The 15,590-nt window shown below is 46.0% G+C and carries 17 protein-coding genes; 5 read left to right on the top strand and 12 right to left on the bottom strand.

The annotated features are described in order from the left end of the window. Positions 1 to 110 precede the first annotated feature (110 nt). Positions 111 to 2,123: a bifunctional tRNA (5-methylaminomethyl-2-thiouridine)(34)-methyltransferase MnmD/FAD-dependent 5-carboxymethylaminomethyl-2-thiouridine(34) oxidoreductase MnmC gene (gene mnmC, locus RH86_RS01240; RefSeq protein WP_009384480.1), complete on the top strand. Its 2,013-nt coding sequence runs from the start codon at positions 111 to 113 to the stop codon at positions 2,121 to 2,123. 156 nt (positions 2,124 to 2,279) lie between these two features. Here mnmC and RH86_RS01245 read toward each other — a convergent pair whose 3' ends face one another. From RH86_RS01245 to RH86_RS01255, 3 genes are all read right to left on the bottom strand, one after another. Further along, positions 2,280 to 2,816, bottom strand: a complete 537-nt coding sequence (locus RH86_RS01245) for an NADPH-dependent FMN reductase (protein ID WP_009384482.1) — start codon at positions 2,814 to 2,816, stop codon at positions 2,280 to 2,282. Between the two features lie 125 nt (positions 2,817 to 2,941). Continuing rightward, positions 2,942 to 3,205, bottom strand: a complete 264-nt coding sequence (locus tag RH86_RS01250; protein WP_009384484.1) for a YfcL family protein — start codon at positions 3,203 to 3,205, stop codon at positions 2,942 to 2,944. A gap of 109 nt (positions 3,206 to 3,314) precedes the next feature. Further along, positions 3,315 to 4,292 (bottom strand): tetratricopeptide repeat protein, encoded by a 978-nt coding sequence (locus tag RH86_RS01255; RefSeq protein ID WP_009384486.1) that lies wholly within the window; start codon positions 4,290 to 4,292, stop codon positions 3,315 to 3,317. A gap of 165 nt (positions 4,293 to 4,457) precedes the next feature. Here RH86_RS01255 and RH86_RS01260 point away from each other — a divergent pair, with 165 nt between their 5' ends. Both RH86_RS01260 and RH86_RS01265 read left to right on the top strand, forming a co-directional pair. Continuing rightward, positions 4,458 to 6,602: an LruC domain-containing protein gene (locus RH86_RS01260; RefSeq protein ID WP_009384488.1), complete on the top strand. Its 2,145-nt coding sequence runs from the start codon at positions 4,458 to 4,460 to the stop codon at positions 6,600 to 6,602. Positions 6,603 to 6,612: 10 nt separating this feature from the next. Continuing rightward, positions 6,613 to 7,095, top strand: a complete 483-nt coding sequence (locus RH86_RS01265; RefSeq protein ID WP_009384490.1) for a hypothetical protein — start codon at positions 6,613 to 6,615, stop codon at positions 7,093 to 7,095. A 105-nt stretch (positions 7,096 to 7,200) separates the two neighbouring features. Here the strand turns inward: RH86_RS01265 and RH86_RS01270 are convergent, their stop codons facing one another. Next, positions 7,201 to 7,731: an elongation factor P hydroxylase gene (locus tag RH86_RS01270; RefSeq protein WP_009384492.1), complete on the bottom strand. Its 531-nt coding sequence runs from the start codon at positions 7,729 to 7,731 to the stop codon at positions 7,201 to 7,203. A 233-nt stretch (positions 7,732 to 7,964) separates the two neighbouring features. On the opposite strand from RH86_RS01270, the gene RH86_RS01275 reads away from it, so the two are divergent. Further along, positions 7,965 to 8,588: a trimeric intracellular cation channel family protein gene (locus RH86_RS01275; protein WP_005598353.1), complete on the top strand. Its 624-nt coding sequence runs from the start codon at positions 7,965 to 7,967 to the stop codon at positions 8,586 to 8,588. 99 nt (positions 8,589 to 8,687) lie between these two features. Here the strand turns inward: RH86_RS01275 and aroC are convergent, their stop codons facing one another. Beyond that, entirely contained in the window at positions 8,688 to 9,773 is a 1,086-nt protein-coding gene (gene aroC, locus RH86_RS01280) for a chorismate synthase (RefSeq protein WP_038219056.1), read from the bottom strand. Between the two features lie 189 nt (positions 9,774 to 9,962). Next, entirely contained in the window at positions 9,963 to 10,895 is a 933-nt protein-coding gene (gene prmB / locus RH86_RS01285; RefSeq protein ID WP_009384496.1) for a 50S ribosomal protein L3 N(5)-glutamine methyltransferase, read from the bottom strand. 73 nt (positions 10,896 to 10,968) lie between these two features. Here prmB and smrB point away from each other — a divergent pair, with 73 nt between their 5' ends. Further along, a complete protein-coding gene (smrB, locus tag RH86_RS01290; RefSeq protein WP_009384498.1) occupies positions 10,969 to 11,499 on the top strand; it encodes an endonuclease SmrB in 531 nt (176 codons plus the stop codon). Between the two features lie 177 nt (positions 11,500 to 11,676). Here the strand turns inward: smrB and flhB are convergent, their stop codons facing one another. Genes flhB through fliN form a run of 6 tightly spaced genes read right to left on the bottom strand, consistent with a single transcriptional unit; the run spans position 11,677 to position 15,570 of the window. Continuing rightward, positions 11,677 to 12,807, bottom strand: a complete 1,131-nt coding sequence (gene flhB, locus RH86_RS01295) for a flagellar biosynthesis protein FlhB (protein WP_009384500.1) — start codon at positions 12,805 to 12,807, stop codon at positions 11,677 to 11,679. A gap of 21 nt (positions 12,808 to 12,828) precedes the next feature. Next, a complete protein-coding gene (fliR, locus tag RH86_RS01300) occupies positions 12,829 to 13,611 on the bottom strand; it encodes a flagellar biosynthetic protein FliR (protein WP_005598361.1) in 783 nt (260 codons plus the stop codon). An 8-nt stretch (positions 13,612 to 13,619) separates the two neighbouring features. After that, positions 13,620 to 13,889, bottom strand: coding sequence for a flagellar biosynthesis protein FliQ (gene fliQ, locus RH86_RS01305; RefSeq protein WP_005598363.1), 270 nt, complete (start codon positions 13,887 to 13,889; stop codon positions 13,620 to 13,622). Between the two features lie 12 nt (positions 13,890 to 13,901). After that, positions 13,902 to 14,777: a flagellar type III secretion system pore protein FliP gene (fliP, locus tag RH86_RS01310; RefSeq protein ID WP_005598366.1), complete on the bottom strand. Its 876-nt coding sequence runs from the start codon at positions 14,775 to 14,777 to the stop codon at positions 13,902 to 13,904. Beyond that, positions 14,764 to 15,156 (bottom strand): flagellar biosynthetic protein FliO, encoded by a 393-nt coding sequence (gene fliO, locus RH86_RS01315; RefSeq protein WP_009384503.1) that lies wholly within the window; start codon positions 15,154 to 15,156, stop codon positions 14,764 to 14,766. The genes fliP and fliO overlap by 14 nt, the downstream gene beginning before the upstream one ends. Before the next feature lie 3 nt (positions 15,157 to 15,159). After that, complete coding sequence (fliN, locus tag RH86_RS01320) at positions 15,160 to 15,570, bottom strand: flagellar motor switch protein FliN (RefSeq protein WP_009384504.1); 411 nt, start codon at positions 15,568 to 15,570, stop codon at positions 15,160 to 15,162. Positions 15,571 to 15,590 lie beyond the last annotated feature (20 nt).

Here is a 15,590-nt window from a genome sequence, read left to right on the forward strand (position 1 = left end):
CAAGATACCGCTAGATGATAACTAAGTTAGCTAGGAAAAGTGGTCAGCTTTCCCTTAAAACCGTACAATCAACCTATATTTATGGTCGATATTCACAAAAATCAGACACTATGACTTCTATTACCAATGCTCAACTCGGCTGGAATGAAGCTGGCACGCCCGTTTCAGACCAATTCGATGACGTCTATTTCTCTAACGTAAATGGTTTGGAAGAAACGCGGTATGTGTTCCTCAAACAAAATCATCTACCAGAAAGATGGCAAGAATATGACCAGCGTCGTTTTGTGATTGCTGAAACTGGCTTTGGCACAGGTCTAAATTTCCTTGCCGTATGGCAATGGTTCGAACAATTTAGACAACAGCATCCCAATGCACCTCTTAAAGAACTGCACTTTATTAGCTTTGAAAAGTATCCTTTGAGTAAAGCGGACCTAATCAAAGCTCATCAGTCTTGGCCTGAACTGGCCGACTACGCTGTTCAATTACAACAACACTACCCGATCGCAGTGCCTGAATGCCAGCGTATTGTACTCGCTGATGGTGCCATCACTCTAGACCTTTGGTTTGGTGATATCAAAGATTGCATGCCATTAGTACCTGTTTCTGCACAAGGTTTGGTCGATGCATGGTTCCTCGACGGCTTTGCGCCAAGCAAAAATCCGGAAATGTGGAATCAAAACCTGTTTGATGGCATGGCACGTTTAGCGAAGCAAGACTGTAGCTGCGCGACTTTTACCGCCGCGGGTTTTGTCCGCCGAGGCTTAATCGAGGCCGGATTTGCGATGAAAAAAGTCAAAGGCTTTGGCACCAAACGGGAGATGATTGCAGGCAATCTGACTGAGCGTCAGGCCGTGACAAACTTCAAACCTTGGTTTCATCGTACTCCAAGCCGTCAACATGAACACATTGCCATTATTGGTGGCGGAATCGCCAGCGCCACGCTTGCAACCGCCCTATTGCGCCGTGGGCAAAAGGTCACTCTTTATTGCCAAGATGAGCACGCGGCCCAACGCGCTTCAGGCAACCGCCAAGGCGCGGTATACCCATTATTGAACGGCGAACATCGCGGCGTATCACGCGTTTTCGCTCCGGGCTTTTTATTTGCGCGCCAGTTTGTTGATCAAGCGGCAGATAAAATCTCATTCGATCATGATTGGTGTGGTATTACTCAGTTAATGTGGGATGAAAAATCGACCACTAAACTGAGCAAGATGCTTGAAGGCAGGTTTGATCCTATGCTGATTCATCACCTCGACGCAGAGCAAACCAGTGCGGCGATTGGCTTGCCGATTACGATGGAAAGCATTCAATATCCATTGGGGGGCTGGTTGTGCCCGGCGCAACTGACTCAAGGTCTGATTGACGAATTGACAAAAGACGCTCGATTTAAGATTAAATACAATCACAAAATCGACGCGATTACGCGCATTGATGACCATTGGACACTGAGCAGTCAAGCGGGCGATGTCACCCATGATTGTGTAGTCATTGCTAATGGTAATGAGTTTGCGAGTTTCGCGCAGAGCGCGCATATCCCGCTTGGCCAAGTCAAAGGGCAAGTCAGTCATATTCCTACTACGCCTGAATTGAGCTCACTGAAAAGTGTGCTTTGTTATGATGGCTATATGACGCCAGCGAATCCCAATAACCAACAACACTGTATTGGCGCCAGCTACGACCGAAGCTATCTTGATTATCAATTTGATGCCACTGCACAACAAGAAAATGGTGACAAGTTACGTCACTGCGTTCCTAATGAAAGCTGGCCATTAGCGGTGGATACGTCAGGTAATCAATCACGACAAGGCATCCGCTGCGTCAGTCGCGACCATCTACCGTTTGTTGGTAACCTGGCCGATTATGGGCAAGTCAAAGCGCAATATGAACATTTAGCTCAGCTGGATCTTGAGCAAGCACAGCCTACGCCACACTATCCAGATCTATTCTGTTTGCTAGGGTTGGGGTCTCGTGGTTTAAGTTCAGCCCCATTAATGGCTGAACTGTTGGCCTCACAAATTTGTGGCGATCCTCTACCGCTACCCGTTGATGTATTAGAGACCCTTGATCCTAGCCGTATGTGGGTGCGCAAACTTCGTAAAGGTAAGGCCATCACCGAGCTTTAAGTTGACGTGCTATAAATTGACGCACTAAATCTCAATGGCCAACGATTGATGCTCATTGAACATTTGGTAATAAAAAGTGCCGCCTTTGATCGGAGAGATCAACTGGCGGCACTTTTGTCTCGTTCAGACGTTAAGATGCACAACATCTAATATTCGCTAGAGCAACGTTTCCACTAACTTTACAACTTGTTCAGCCAAATCTGCTTGGCTAAGTTGACCGGTTGCCAAATCAAAGTTGTCATAAAAATTGGGAATGGAGAGTGACGCTTTAACATCTGCGCCAAAGTATCCAGCCGAAGCAACTGCCTGCGCCAGTACATTTTGAGCTCCACCAGGGCCTGGTGAAGTGGCCAAATAGATTGCCGGAGTATTTTGGAACACTTGCGGGTTAATACGTGATGCCCAATCAAATAGGTTTTTGTAAGCGGCGGTGTAGGAACCATTGTGTTCAGCAAACGAGATGATCAAAACATCTGCCTGAGCAATCTGCTGCAGAAAGTTAGCAGCGTCTTGTGCTTGGCCGATTTCTTTTTCAACATTTTCACTAAACAGCGGTAAGTCAAATTGGTTGAGATCAAGCAAGGTCACTTGTGGTTCAGCCACCCGTTGGGCTAATTGCTGCGCGGCGTAAGATGCGAGGGCTTTATTAATAGAGGTTGAACTGGTTGAGGCTGCAAAAGCAAGGATATTCATTATGGCTGTCCCTTCGATTTAAATAATGCTCCATGCTCAGCATAGAACAGAACCGATAAGCAACAACCACAATGTTGTAAAGTGTGACTTTCTTGGACGGGATACGTATTGTAAAAAGCGGTCGTTTAGCCGTAGTTACTGAGTTCCAACCACAAATCATTAACGACAATACGATCTGCCGGAGTGAGTTCCGCACGGGCTTGTTCTAAGCTTGCAACGATGCGACTTTTCAATTCATCTACGTCGTTGATACCTTCTTCTTCGCAAGTCGCAGCAGATAAAGAAATATGCCCACGTAAGTAGCCACCAGCAAACAGCTCATCATCCGAAGCGGTCGCTATTCGCTCATCAATTAACGTCAGTAGCTTCTCTTCAAATTCAATAATCATGATGTATATTCAATCACTCGGTTTGACCACAAAATAGGGCTGAAGCTTCTCATATTGCGAAAATGAACGCAAACTATCATCAAACCCAAATTGGCTCGGTTTTCTATATTTAATCTTGTGGTTCGCAACGTTGAAAGGCACTTTCAATACACGCCTGACTCAATATTTGAGCTTGTTCTAGTTCACCTGCGGTTAATTTTGTCTGCAATAACTTTAATCGCTGACTGGCTAGTTCAAAACCCTGTGAATCGGCTGCGCTTAACCACACATAACACTGTACATAATCCGAGCGGGTGGCTGCGCTATTATACAATAGCGTTGCCAAATCAACCTGCCCCTCTGGTAACCCTAAGGTCGCAGCACGTAGCAGCCACGGTTTGGCTTTATCTGGGTCGTTCTCCTCAAGAGATCCATCCACATACAAAAGCCCCATCTTATGCATTGCTGGGCCAAAATTTCGTTCAGTCGCGATTTGATACCACTTTATCGCTTCAATCACGTTATTCTCTTCGTCTAAATAGAGATTACCTAATACATACGCAGCCTCAGCGTGACCATGATCCACGCTCTCAACTAACCATTGCTTTGCGATGGCTAAGTCTTGCTCGCCTCCGCTGCCCTCTAACCACAGCAAACCTAGCATAAATTCAGCTTCTTTCCTTTGCTCAACGGGTAATTGACCAGCCGATTTTTGATACCAGTAACGAGCAAGATCTGGCCGCTCTTCACCATACACTCCACTTCGATATAACTCAGCTAAATTATATTCCGCTTGCGGAAAGCCTTGCTCAGCAGCAACATGATATAAAGCCATAGCGCGTTGAGGGTCGTGCTCCACCAACATTCCTTTTGAGTAGAGATAGCCTAAATTAGTGGCCGCGATAGGGTCGTTTTGCTCAGCATTATCGATACAGTAAGGCGAAATTTGATCGGTAAGTTCGTTAACCGCATAGGAGCAGAATGGATCGAACGTGCTTTTCTGTTCCACTTGGTGGCTACAAGCAGCGAGTGTGATGATCATGAACACAACAGCAATAGCTCGTCGCCAAGCACGAGAATCCCCCATCAGTTTAAATTCGACACGCATCGGCTACTCCATCGACGGTTTTATCAATCAGTTTAATTCTCAAAAATGAACGCCTAGCTTTTCATATTGAGAATATAAAAACAAACTCTTTTAAATTCAACAACTAACAATATGGCACAAGCTATGCAACTTCCTTCCTACGCATTCTAAAATGAAGGGATAGTCATGAGTAAACTAGAAGCAAGAATTCACCTACCCTTGCTATGCGCCGCGATTGCGGTCAGCACGGTAAGTCACGCTGCCACACCATTTTCATCCTGTCCCACGCAAGCCTTTCTGATTCAAAACCCATCAGGAACCCCTATCGCCTATGGCGTAAGCCTAGATGTGGGTAGTTACTCTGCTCTTTCTTGGAACGTTGGTAGCGGGAAAATCAATGGTGTCGGTTTTAGTGTCCATGATGATTATATCTATGGCTGGGATTACGGCGCAGGTTCTTTGACGAGAATTGGATCAGAACTGACGTCTAACCCTATTAGCGTCAGTAATTTAGGTATCGGCCCAACCTCTTTCTATGTTGGTGATGTCTCGGTTGATGAGAATGCTTGGTATGGCTATCGAGTCAACTATGGATTATTTCGTATCGACATTAGTACCGCCGCTATGACAAAAGTCGCTACGGCCTCAGCATTAGGTAATATTCGTATTCTCGATATGGCCTTCCATCCTGACAATGGGTTTGTTTACAGTGTCGACAACTCTGGCTATTTGTATCAAATCGACGTAGCAGAAGGGACAAGTACACAGTTAAACAAAGTGCTTGATAAAAATACGCTCGGACACAGCCTTGCGTTTGGCGCACAATATTTTGATGTCGACGGTAATTTATACCTGAGTAATAACGGCAACGGCCATATCTTCAAAGTCACCATCAATGGCAATAATTCCAGTGCTGAATTCTTCGCCTATGGTCCATCAAGTAACTCTAATGATGGAGCCCGTTGTGCGCTTGCCGCGGTGATCCCTGGCGACGCAACCGACTTCGGTGATGCGCCAGATAGTTACGGAACCACTTATGCGGCCGCGGGCGCTCGCCATGGTATTACAGATTTGAAACTCGGTTCTCTTGTCGATGGTGAAAATGAAGCTTATGTCTACCCTCTCTCAGACGACACCGCAGACAGCAGTAACGATGAAGATGGCATCGCCTTCCCTGTCCCGCTCGAAGTGGGTGAAACGAGCTTTGTATACGCAACAGTCGATGGCGCTGATGGTGAAGGGGTGTTAAGTGCCTGGATTGACTGGGACCAAGATGGTGAGTTCAACGATGATGAATTGGTACTCAACAGTGAATTTGTCGATGATGGCCAAAACCAGCTCTACATCTCTGTGCCTAGCTGGGCGCTTGCCGGAGATACTTGGACTCGTTTCCGTCTCAGTACTACATACGATGTCGGCCCGACTGGTGGTGTTGGTGCTGGGGAAGTGGAAGATCACTTGGTCACGGTGACGGATCAAGGTGTCACGGTTGAGACATACCCTTCAGGTGCGTCTTACACCACCTTTGCTTATGAAGACCAATTCCCGAAAATGGGCGACTACGACATGAACGATGTACTGATGAACGTCAAGTACACCGAATACAGTCAGAATAACGAAGTAATCCAATTGAAAATCGAAGGCCAAATCGCCGCTCTTGGTGGGACCTATCGTTCCGGTTTTGCGATTCGCTTACCGGGCGTTGATCCTAGCGATGTGAAAACGGACTCTACCAAACTGTATATTAATGGCGAACTACAATCGGTCGACATTGTTGAGTCCGGTACTACTGATACCGTATTAATTGTACATGAGGATTTATGGTCAATAACAGAGTCTGGCGAAGACGATGGTTGTAATATGTTTAGAACTGAAGCGGGCTGTGGTACCAGCTATCGACCGAGCTGGGAGCTAATTGTTCCATTTAGCTCTCCAGTTGCCAGCGCTCAGATGCCCGAATTCCCTTACGACCCATTTATCTTTGCGACGCCTGGTTACTATCATGGTGAAACAGGATTGCAAGTCAGTGGCGGTCATCCAGGCCGCGGACTTGAAGTCCACTTAAAAAACAAAACCCCGACATCTAAGTTCAATTATGGCTATGTTGGTAAACAAGATGATGCCACAGATACCGGCGCAGGTACTTATTTCCATACCAGTAACGGCCTCCCTTGGGGGATTGAATTACCACTTGATTGGCAGCACCCACTTGAAACCATCAGCATTCTCGATACCTATCCAAAATTTGCTGATTTCTCTCAAGACCCATCAGGTTTGACCGAACAAAGCTGGTATGTCACCCCAATCACCAACAAAGCCTACACGGACTAAGGGGCAAGCTATGAATCATTTTTCTAACTCTTTTAAATCTTTAGTTTTACTCACCGCTACCGCAGCATTGTTTGCTTGTGGGGGGGGGGATGGCGGTGGTGACAGCGGCGGTGGCTCAAGTTCAGGTGGCAGTACCGCCCCTGCTGTAGCGCCAAGTCTGTCAGTAACGGATTTAGATATCGCCGCGGAAAACAATCTAGAATCGGTGTATGAAGTGGACGTCAACGTCGATATATCCGCCATTTCAACCGAAAAAGCATTTATCTCAATTTGTGATAACGGTACAGCCAAAGGCGATTTGACCAAGTTGGATTTTAACATGTGCTTACTCAAATCCAGCCTTGTCGATGGTAAAGGAGAGTTTGATCTTCGTGTTGCCAATCATTGCGATGAATTAATTGCCGTGATTTGGATTATGGAGAAAGACCGAGCTCCGCTCACCTACACGCTGACGCACAATAACCAGAAGCAAACCTACTGGGATATTAATTAAGCCTATAGCGCGAAGCTATTAGATCGAAACTATTCGCTCGAAAGCCTGACCAAAAAGCCGACATAATGTCGGCTTTTTGGTCAGCATCGATAAGAGATAAACGGTTTACTTAACAATAAAATCAGTATGATTTAGAGGCGCAATGCCATAGAAGCCACGCATCGCGTCAGACAACATTTCAACTCGCGGCGGAATACCTTGATCTAGAATAGACATTACTTCTGCATGTACTTTGCTCATAAACAGCAAACGATCCGGTTCAAAATCACCATTCAGATTGTCACAACTGACACTAAACGCAAAACCCGCACTTAACGCTAAAATCCACTCGTAAGCTTGTGGACGAATCTCAACTTTTTCAAATTCAGCTTGTACTTGCGCGGTACGACCATCGGGTTCATACCAATATCCAAAGTCTTCGAGTAAACGACGCTCTGGGCCTGCAACACACCAATGGGCAATTTCATGCAACGCGGAAGCGTAGAATCCCCGCGCAAAAATGATCCGGTGTTGAGGATGTTGCTCATCGGCTGGAAGATAAATAGGCTCGTCTCCTCCCAGCTCTAATACGGTATTAAAACTCGCGGAAAACGTGTCATTAAAGATTTTAATTAAATCTTGGTAATCGTGATTCATAATGTCTGGCTAATGAAATGAAATTAAGCGCCCGCATTCTCGCATTTTTCGTCTGTTTAGCACAGTACTGGTCATACTCTTGGCATTAGAAATAATTATCTGATAAACGTTTTCGTAACCACAAAAACTCATTCGTTTTTTAGCGCCATAACCACTACACTTTCGCCTTCATTTATAAGATAGGGCTTTTCTATCCGCCCTACTGCTTTGTTTTCGTTATTTGAGTAATCGCTATGCTGTTAAGTGTGTTGTACATCATTGGTATCACTGCCGAAGCCATGACTGGAGCTCTCAGTGCTGGTCGCCGAAAAATGGATTGGTTTGGCGTTATGCTTGTTGCCAGTGCAACAGCCATTGGCGGCGGCACGGTACGTGACATTCTACTTGGTCACTACCCACTAGGCTGGGTAAAAAACCCAGAATACCTTGCGATTACTTGTATTGCTGGCGTACTTACAACTGGTTTGGCTAAATGGGTAATCAAATTCAAAGGCTTGTTTATCCGTCTTGATGCGCTAGGTTTGATTGTGTTTAGCATTATCGGCACCAAGGTTGCGATGGGTATGGGTCTGCATCCTGGCATCTGTATGGTTGCGGCACTGGTGACGGGGGTATTTGGTGGTCTACTGCGTGATCTGATCTGTCGTCAAACACCACTAGTACTGCATGAAGAGCTTTACGCATCGGTTTCATTGGTAGCGTCAGGGCTTTACCTTGCGTTATTGGAATTTGGCATTGATGACGTTACCGCAACCATCGCGACACTGATTGTCGGTTATCTGCTGCGTATGGCCGCCGTTCGCTTCAAATGGCGTCTACCTTCGTTCCATTTGGAAAGTGACGAACCACTGCACTAAGAGGCAATACACTAAGTCGCAATGTGGTTGCTAATAGACAAACATAAAAAAACGCCAATCGGATGATTGGCGTTTTTGTTTATGCGTTTAATCAATCGATTAAATCTTTGGTGTACCAGTGACAACACCATGGTTTTGCCCACGATGACGTAACAAGTGATCCATCACCACAATCGCCAACATAGATTCAGCAATCGGCACGGCGCGGATCCCAACACATGGATCATGACGGCCTTTGGTGATCAACTCGGTCGGTTCACCATGCTTATCAATCGTTTTGCCCGGAACCGTAATGCTCGAGGTAGGCTTTAACGCGATATTGGCAACAATATCTTGCCCAGTCGAAATTCCACCTAAGATGCCGCCCGCATGGTTGCTGTCGAAGCCTTGCGGTGACAACGCATCACGATGCTCACTGCCTTTCTGCTTAACCACATCAAAACCATCGCCGATTTCAACCCCTTTCACCGCATTGATACTCATCAGTGCGTGGGCGATATCAGCATCAAGACGGTCGAACACTGGCTCACCTAATCCGACCGGAACATTGGTGGCGACGACTTGGATTTTAGCACCAACCGAATCACCTTGCTTTTTCAAATCACGGATCAGTTGGTCAAACGCATCCACTTTCGCTGCATCTGGGCTAAAGAATGGGTTGTTTTCAATTTCGTTCCAATCAACCGTGTCAATCGCCACATCGCCCATTTGTGATAGGTATGCTCGTACTTCAACGCCAAACTCTTGCTTTAAGTACTGTTTAGCAATTGCACCAGCAGCAACACGCATCGCCGTTTCACGCGCTGACGAACGGCCGCCACCACGATAGTCACGAATGCCATATTTTTGATGGTAAGTATAGTCAGCATGACCCGGACGAAATTTATCTTGAATGTCTGAATAATCTTTTGAACGCTGATCGGTGTTCTCAATTAGCAGGCCAATAGAAGTACCCGTGGTTTTACCTTCAAAGACACCTGAGAGAATTTTAACTTGATCCGGTTCGCGTCGTGCGGTGGTGTAACGCGATGTGCCTGGACGGCGACGATCAAGATCAACTTGAATCATCTCTTCTGAAATTTCTAACCCCGGAGGGCAACCGTCTACGATACATCCTAATGCGATACCGTGACTTTCTCCGAATGTTGTTACTCGGAAATGTTGTCCGATACTATTTCCTGCCATTGCGTCCTCAACTTTTAGGCTGTGAATGACCTGCTCACAGCGTTTCTTCCTGATGTTGGTAGATTCATAGTCGCTTGATTATCCATTGATGTAAACCCCTAAAAGAGAACAAAATCCGCGACACAAATAAAAAAAACGCCATGCACTAAGCCGTACATGGCGTTTAAAAATCACTCTTAATGCTGAAAATTAATCTTTATAGATAGAAAACTCATCAGCATGCTCAAGCATTTGATCGCGAGTCAGTAAGAATACACCGTGACCGCCGTTTTCAAACTCTAACCAAGTAAATGGAATATGTGGGTACTGCTCCATCATGTGAACCATTGAGTTACCCACTTCACAGATCAAGAAACCTTTCTCGGTTAAGTAATCTGGTGCGTTAGCTAAGATACGACGTACCAGTTTTAGGCCATCAGTACCCGCTGCTAAGCCCAGCTCTGGCTCGTGAGTAAACTCTTGTGGCAAACTATTCATGTCTTCTGCATCCACATAAGGTGGGTTTGAGACAATTACGTTGTATTTCTCTTTTGGTAAATCGCGGAATAGATCGGAACGGATAGGGAAAACTTGTTGCTCTAGACCATGATCTTGAACGTTAAGTTCTGCTACTTGCAGAGCATCCGTTGAGATATCAATCGCATCAACTTCTGCATCAGGGAATGCATTCGCACAAGCAATCGCAATGCAACCACTGCCGGTACAAAGATCCATAATGCGTGTTGGCTCTTCAATTAACCAAGGCTGGAATTCAGCTTGAATCAATTCACCAATTGGCGAACGCGGTACAAGAACACGCTCATCAACAAAAAATTCAAGACCACAGAACCAAGCTTTATTGGTAAGGTAAGCCGTTGGCGTACGTTCATTAATACGCTTAACCACGCGCTCAACAATTCTCATTCGCTCGCTTGTAGTCAAGCGTGAGTTCAACACGTGTGGAGGCACATCGATTGGCAGGTAAAGGGTTGGCAAGATAAGCTGAACCGCTTCATCCCATGCATTGTCGGTACCGTGGCCATAAAAAATGTTCGCGGCATTAAAGCGGCTCACTGTCCAACGGACCATATCTTGAAGCGTGTGTAATTCTGATACCGCTTCTTCTACAAAAATCTTATCCAAACTTGCCTCCGAAAAGCGCTACAATACTGCTTAATGAAATTAACCCTGTTGTGTTAACCATAATTTTATACCTATGAGCCAAAAAGACACCAACGCTGATGACGATTTCGCCCTATTTAGGGATGCAGTACAAGGCGTAAAAAAGTTGCCACAGGATACCATAGTCCAGCAACCAAAAAAGAATACTAAGCAAAAAGAAATCAAGCGAACTGCTCGAGAAGGCAGTGATGCGGAGTTTTACTTCTCTGACGAGTTTGTTCCTCGCCTAAATGAAGAGGGACCAACTCGCTATGCGCGTGATGATGTCTCAACTTATGAGGTAAAAAGATTACGCCGCGGAGTGTATGTTCCTGACGTTTTCTTAGATATGCATGGGATGACACAAGTAGAAGCCAAACGCGAGTTAGGCGCCATGCTGGCCTACTGCGTAAAAAATAATGTGCACTGTGCCTGTGTTCAACACGGCATTGGTAAGCACATACTTAAGCAGAAAGCCCCTTTATGGCTGGCTCAACACCCAGACGTAATGGCCTTTCACCAAGCCCCATTGGAGTTTGGTGGCGATGGTGCGTTATTGGTGTTGCTGTCAATTCCGGAAAAATAGAGAAGTCGAGAGTCGGGATTGAGCTACGCTCTATGGAGCGCTTCGCTTCTAGATTCGAGAAGCGAGAGGCGACGGCGGTTAGTTCACGTAAAAGATTCCCGACTACGCTCCTGCAACCCTCTCGGTTCTCAAGCGCAGCGCTCTAGATTCTCGCTTCTATATTTCTCGCTTCTTAAGCTATTTACGCAGTTCCGATGGGATCGGTAACTCTGAGGTTTTTAAGTTCGGTCTCTGCCCGCCACGTTTTCGGTATTGCTTCAATTGGAAAACATACGCCAGAATTTGTGCCACTGCGGTAAATAGACCATCGGGGATCTCTTGCTCTAGCTCGGTTGAATGGTAGAGGGCGCGAGCTAAAGGCGGTGCGGGAATAATGTAAATATTATGCTCACGAGCAACCTCACGGATTTTCATCGCCATGTGATCAACCCCTTTTGCCACCACTATTGGAGCACGGTCATTTTTTTGATCATAACGTAGCGCAACAGAAAAGTGCTCAGGGTTGGTAACGATAACATCTGCCTGGGGAACATCAGCCATCATACGACGTTGCGCCGCTTCACGTTGCAACATCCGAATGCGACCTTTCACTTCCGGCTTACCTTCGGTTTCCTTGTATTCGTCCTTAATTTCTTGCTTGGTCATTTTCAGTTGATTGGCGTGTTGCCAAATCTGAAACGGTATATCGATCGCCACTACAATCAGCAGTGAACAACTGATCAGCAAAATAAAGTTAAGTAGGATATCGAGGGCGTGGAAAATGTTTTGCGGGTAAACATCCAAGCTCAATTGGAATAAATCTTCTTTCGCGGCATCAATCAGATAAAACGCCATGCCGGAAACCAGCGAAACTTTCAAAATTGACTTAATCAACTCAACCCAACTTTGCATGCCCACCATTCGTTTAAGGCCACTAAGCGGGTTCATTTTCGACGCTTTCGGCATTGCAGCTTCAACAGAAAAGCTCACCCCACCGATACCCGCCGCGCCCACTAAGGCGGCGATGAACAAGACAAACAAGATCAAAAGCAGTGGAAACAACAAACCGCCCATCGAGCCTAAGACGATATCAAACAGCTTATCGAGATCGAATATCTCTTCGCGCGAGAGGTTGAATAAACGCCCCATCACATTAAACAATGCGCGCGCCAATCCCTCGCCAAACCACATCAGGGCGACCGAACCGATAACTAATACTGAAACTGACGCCAACTCTTTTGACCTTGCAACCTGCCCTTTTTCTCGGGCCTGTTGCAAGCGCTTGGGCGTGGCGTCTTCGGTACGTTCTTGACCGTCTGATTCTGCCAATTCAGTCTCCTAAGACCATGATTAACAAGATAAGCGAATAAAGCGACAGATCTGCTGCTCGCCTTGCAGCCAAATCAACTCATAGTGAGTAAATAGACCACCGATAATGTACCAACACAACAGCAAACCAACGATCAGAGCGAAGGTAAAACCGAGAGCAAAGATGTTCAGCTGCGGTGCGGCACGCGTCATTACACCAAACGATAAGTTAATTGTCAGCAGCGCAATAATCCCTGAGAGTGACATACTCAAGGCCAGTTTAAACATGGTGCCAAGCCAAGTAGCAAGCTCACGAAAATCAACTGCCGTTAATGCTCCAACACCAATAGGGAGAGATTTGAAACTCATCACCACCAACATCAACATCTTTAAGTGCCCATCGGTAGCCAGAAAGAACATGGTTGCGAGAAACATAAAGAGTTGGCCAAGGAGTGGCGTATTTTGACCATTGGCAGGATCGACCATGGATGCAAAGCCCAAGCTTGACTGCATACCCAATATTTGACCCAAGATAACAAAGATCTGGATCATAAACTGAGTTACGGTGCCCATCGCAACCCCAATGACAATTTGCTCAAAGGTGACCACAAAACCTTCAAATGAGAGCAACTCAATCGCCTCAGGTACTTTAGGAACCGAAGGCATCACCGCGAAAGTAATCGCTAACCCCAGATAGAGCCTTACACGCGTTGGCACAAAGCGTGCGCCTGTAACCGTCATGACCATCAGCATGGCAGCAATACGGGTATAGGGCCAAAAGTAGTTAGCAATCCAATCTAGAACGATACTCGCGGGGTATTCCATCTCAAATCCTAATAGAGCACTTGCGGCAAGCGTTCAATGATCGAGTAGAAATATTCCGTCATCATCTGAGTCATCATGTGGGCAAAAAACATCAAGGCCAACAAGGTGATCACCAAACGAGGCAAGAAGCTTAGTGTTTGTTCGTTGATCGAGGTGGCGGCTTGAAATATTGCAACCACAAGACCAACAAGCAAGCTGGGAATAACGATGGCACACACCATGATCAGTACCATCCACAAAGCATCGCGAAACAGCTCAACAAACATCTCAGGAGTCATAATTTTCTCCCGTCACAAGGCAAAACTGCCGGCTAAGGTTGAGAGGATTAAGTTCCACCCATCCACCAGCACAAACAGCATCAGTTTAAACGGTAGCGACACAATCATTGGCGAGAGCATCATCATACCCATTGCCATTAGTACTGATGCCACCACTAAGTCGATAATCAAGAAGGGCAAAAACAGCATAAAGCCAATTTGGAAAGCGGTTTTCAATTCAGAGGTGATGAACGCTGGGATCAATACCGCCATCGATACCTCTTCAGGCGCTGTCGCCGTTGAACCAGAAATATTAACAAAGGTTTCCAGATCTTTGACTCGCGTCTGTTTGAGCATGAAATCTCTCATTGGCTCTTGGGCAAGATCGAAGGCTTGACGAGCGGTCACTTGCTCATTGATATAAGGCTGTACGGCGGTTTCGTTAATCTTATTTAACACCGGTGACATGATAAAAAAGGTCAAGAAAATGGCGATACCGATGATCACTTGGTTCGACGGCGTTTGTTGTAGACCCATCGCTTGGCGCAAGATCGACATCACTACCACAATTCGGGTAAATGAGGTCATCAAAATAACCATTGCCGGCAAAAAGCCCAACATGGTCATTAACGCTAAGATTTGTAAGTTAACCGAATAATCTTCGCCGCCATTGGCATTGGTGGTCACAGTAAAGGCTGGAATGCCTCCGCCACCGGAACCTGCGATCATATTGGTTGATAACGTTCGTGCTGCGCCTTGTTCTTGTTCCATGGCAGACACAGTCACCGAATTACTGGCAACCTTGCTGTTAATTGGGGTATCAAGCTCTTCCGATGCAACAGAGAAACTTGAAAAAATAGCCAAGACAAACGCCAAGATAAATGACGACAAGTGATTATTTTTTATCATTCTTTTTCAGTAGCTGAGTCAGTTGATTTGCAAACGGACTGCTCGCCAGCTCCTCCTGAGACAAAGGTTTTTCCAGCTTAGAAATCAGTTGTATTGATTGCGGAGTCACGCCAACCAAAAACTGCTCTTCTCCAGCCTGGACAATAATGATCCGTTCACGTGTCCCGACCGCAACTTGGCGTACCACATTGAGGCCTTTTTGATTGGTCATGGTGGGCACTCGCATGCGCTTTAACATCCATGCCAACAAAAGGATTAGGGCTATAACGAACAAGAGCGACCCAAAGGTGGTCGCCCAGTCAAATTGGCTAGAAGGTGCGACTGGCGCACCAAAAGCCGTTGGAGAAAGCAGTAATAGCCAATATAAATTAGGCTTCATACATTACCTTAGCTTCTTAATACGCTCAGTTTGGCTGATCACATCGGTCAATCGAATACCAAATTTATCGTTCACCACAACCACTTCACCATGAGCAATCAGTGTGCCGTTGACCAAAACATCCAGTGATTCACCCGCTAAACGCTCTAGCTCAACCACTGAGCCTTGGTTTAATTGCAATAAGTTACGAATACTGATTTGCGAACGGCCTACTTCCATCGAAATGGTAACAGGGATATCCAAAATGGTATCGAGTTTACGACGTTCATCATCAGAAATTGGCGATGAAGTATCTTGCAGTTCATCAAACTGTGCAGACATCACTTCATCAACATCAATATCGGGAGCGCTTGGATCCTCACCTAATGCCGCCGCCCATTCGTCGGCTAGTCTTTGGTCGTCACTTGGTTCCATACCTAAATACCTATTTAATC

The sequence above is a fragment of the Vibrio sp. N418 genome (assembly GCF_000222565.1).
GTDB classification, from domain to species: domain Bacteria; phylum Pseudomonadota; class Gammaproteobacteria; order Enterobacterales; family Vibrionaceae; genus Vibrio; species Vibrio scophthalmi.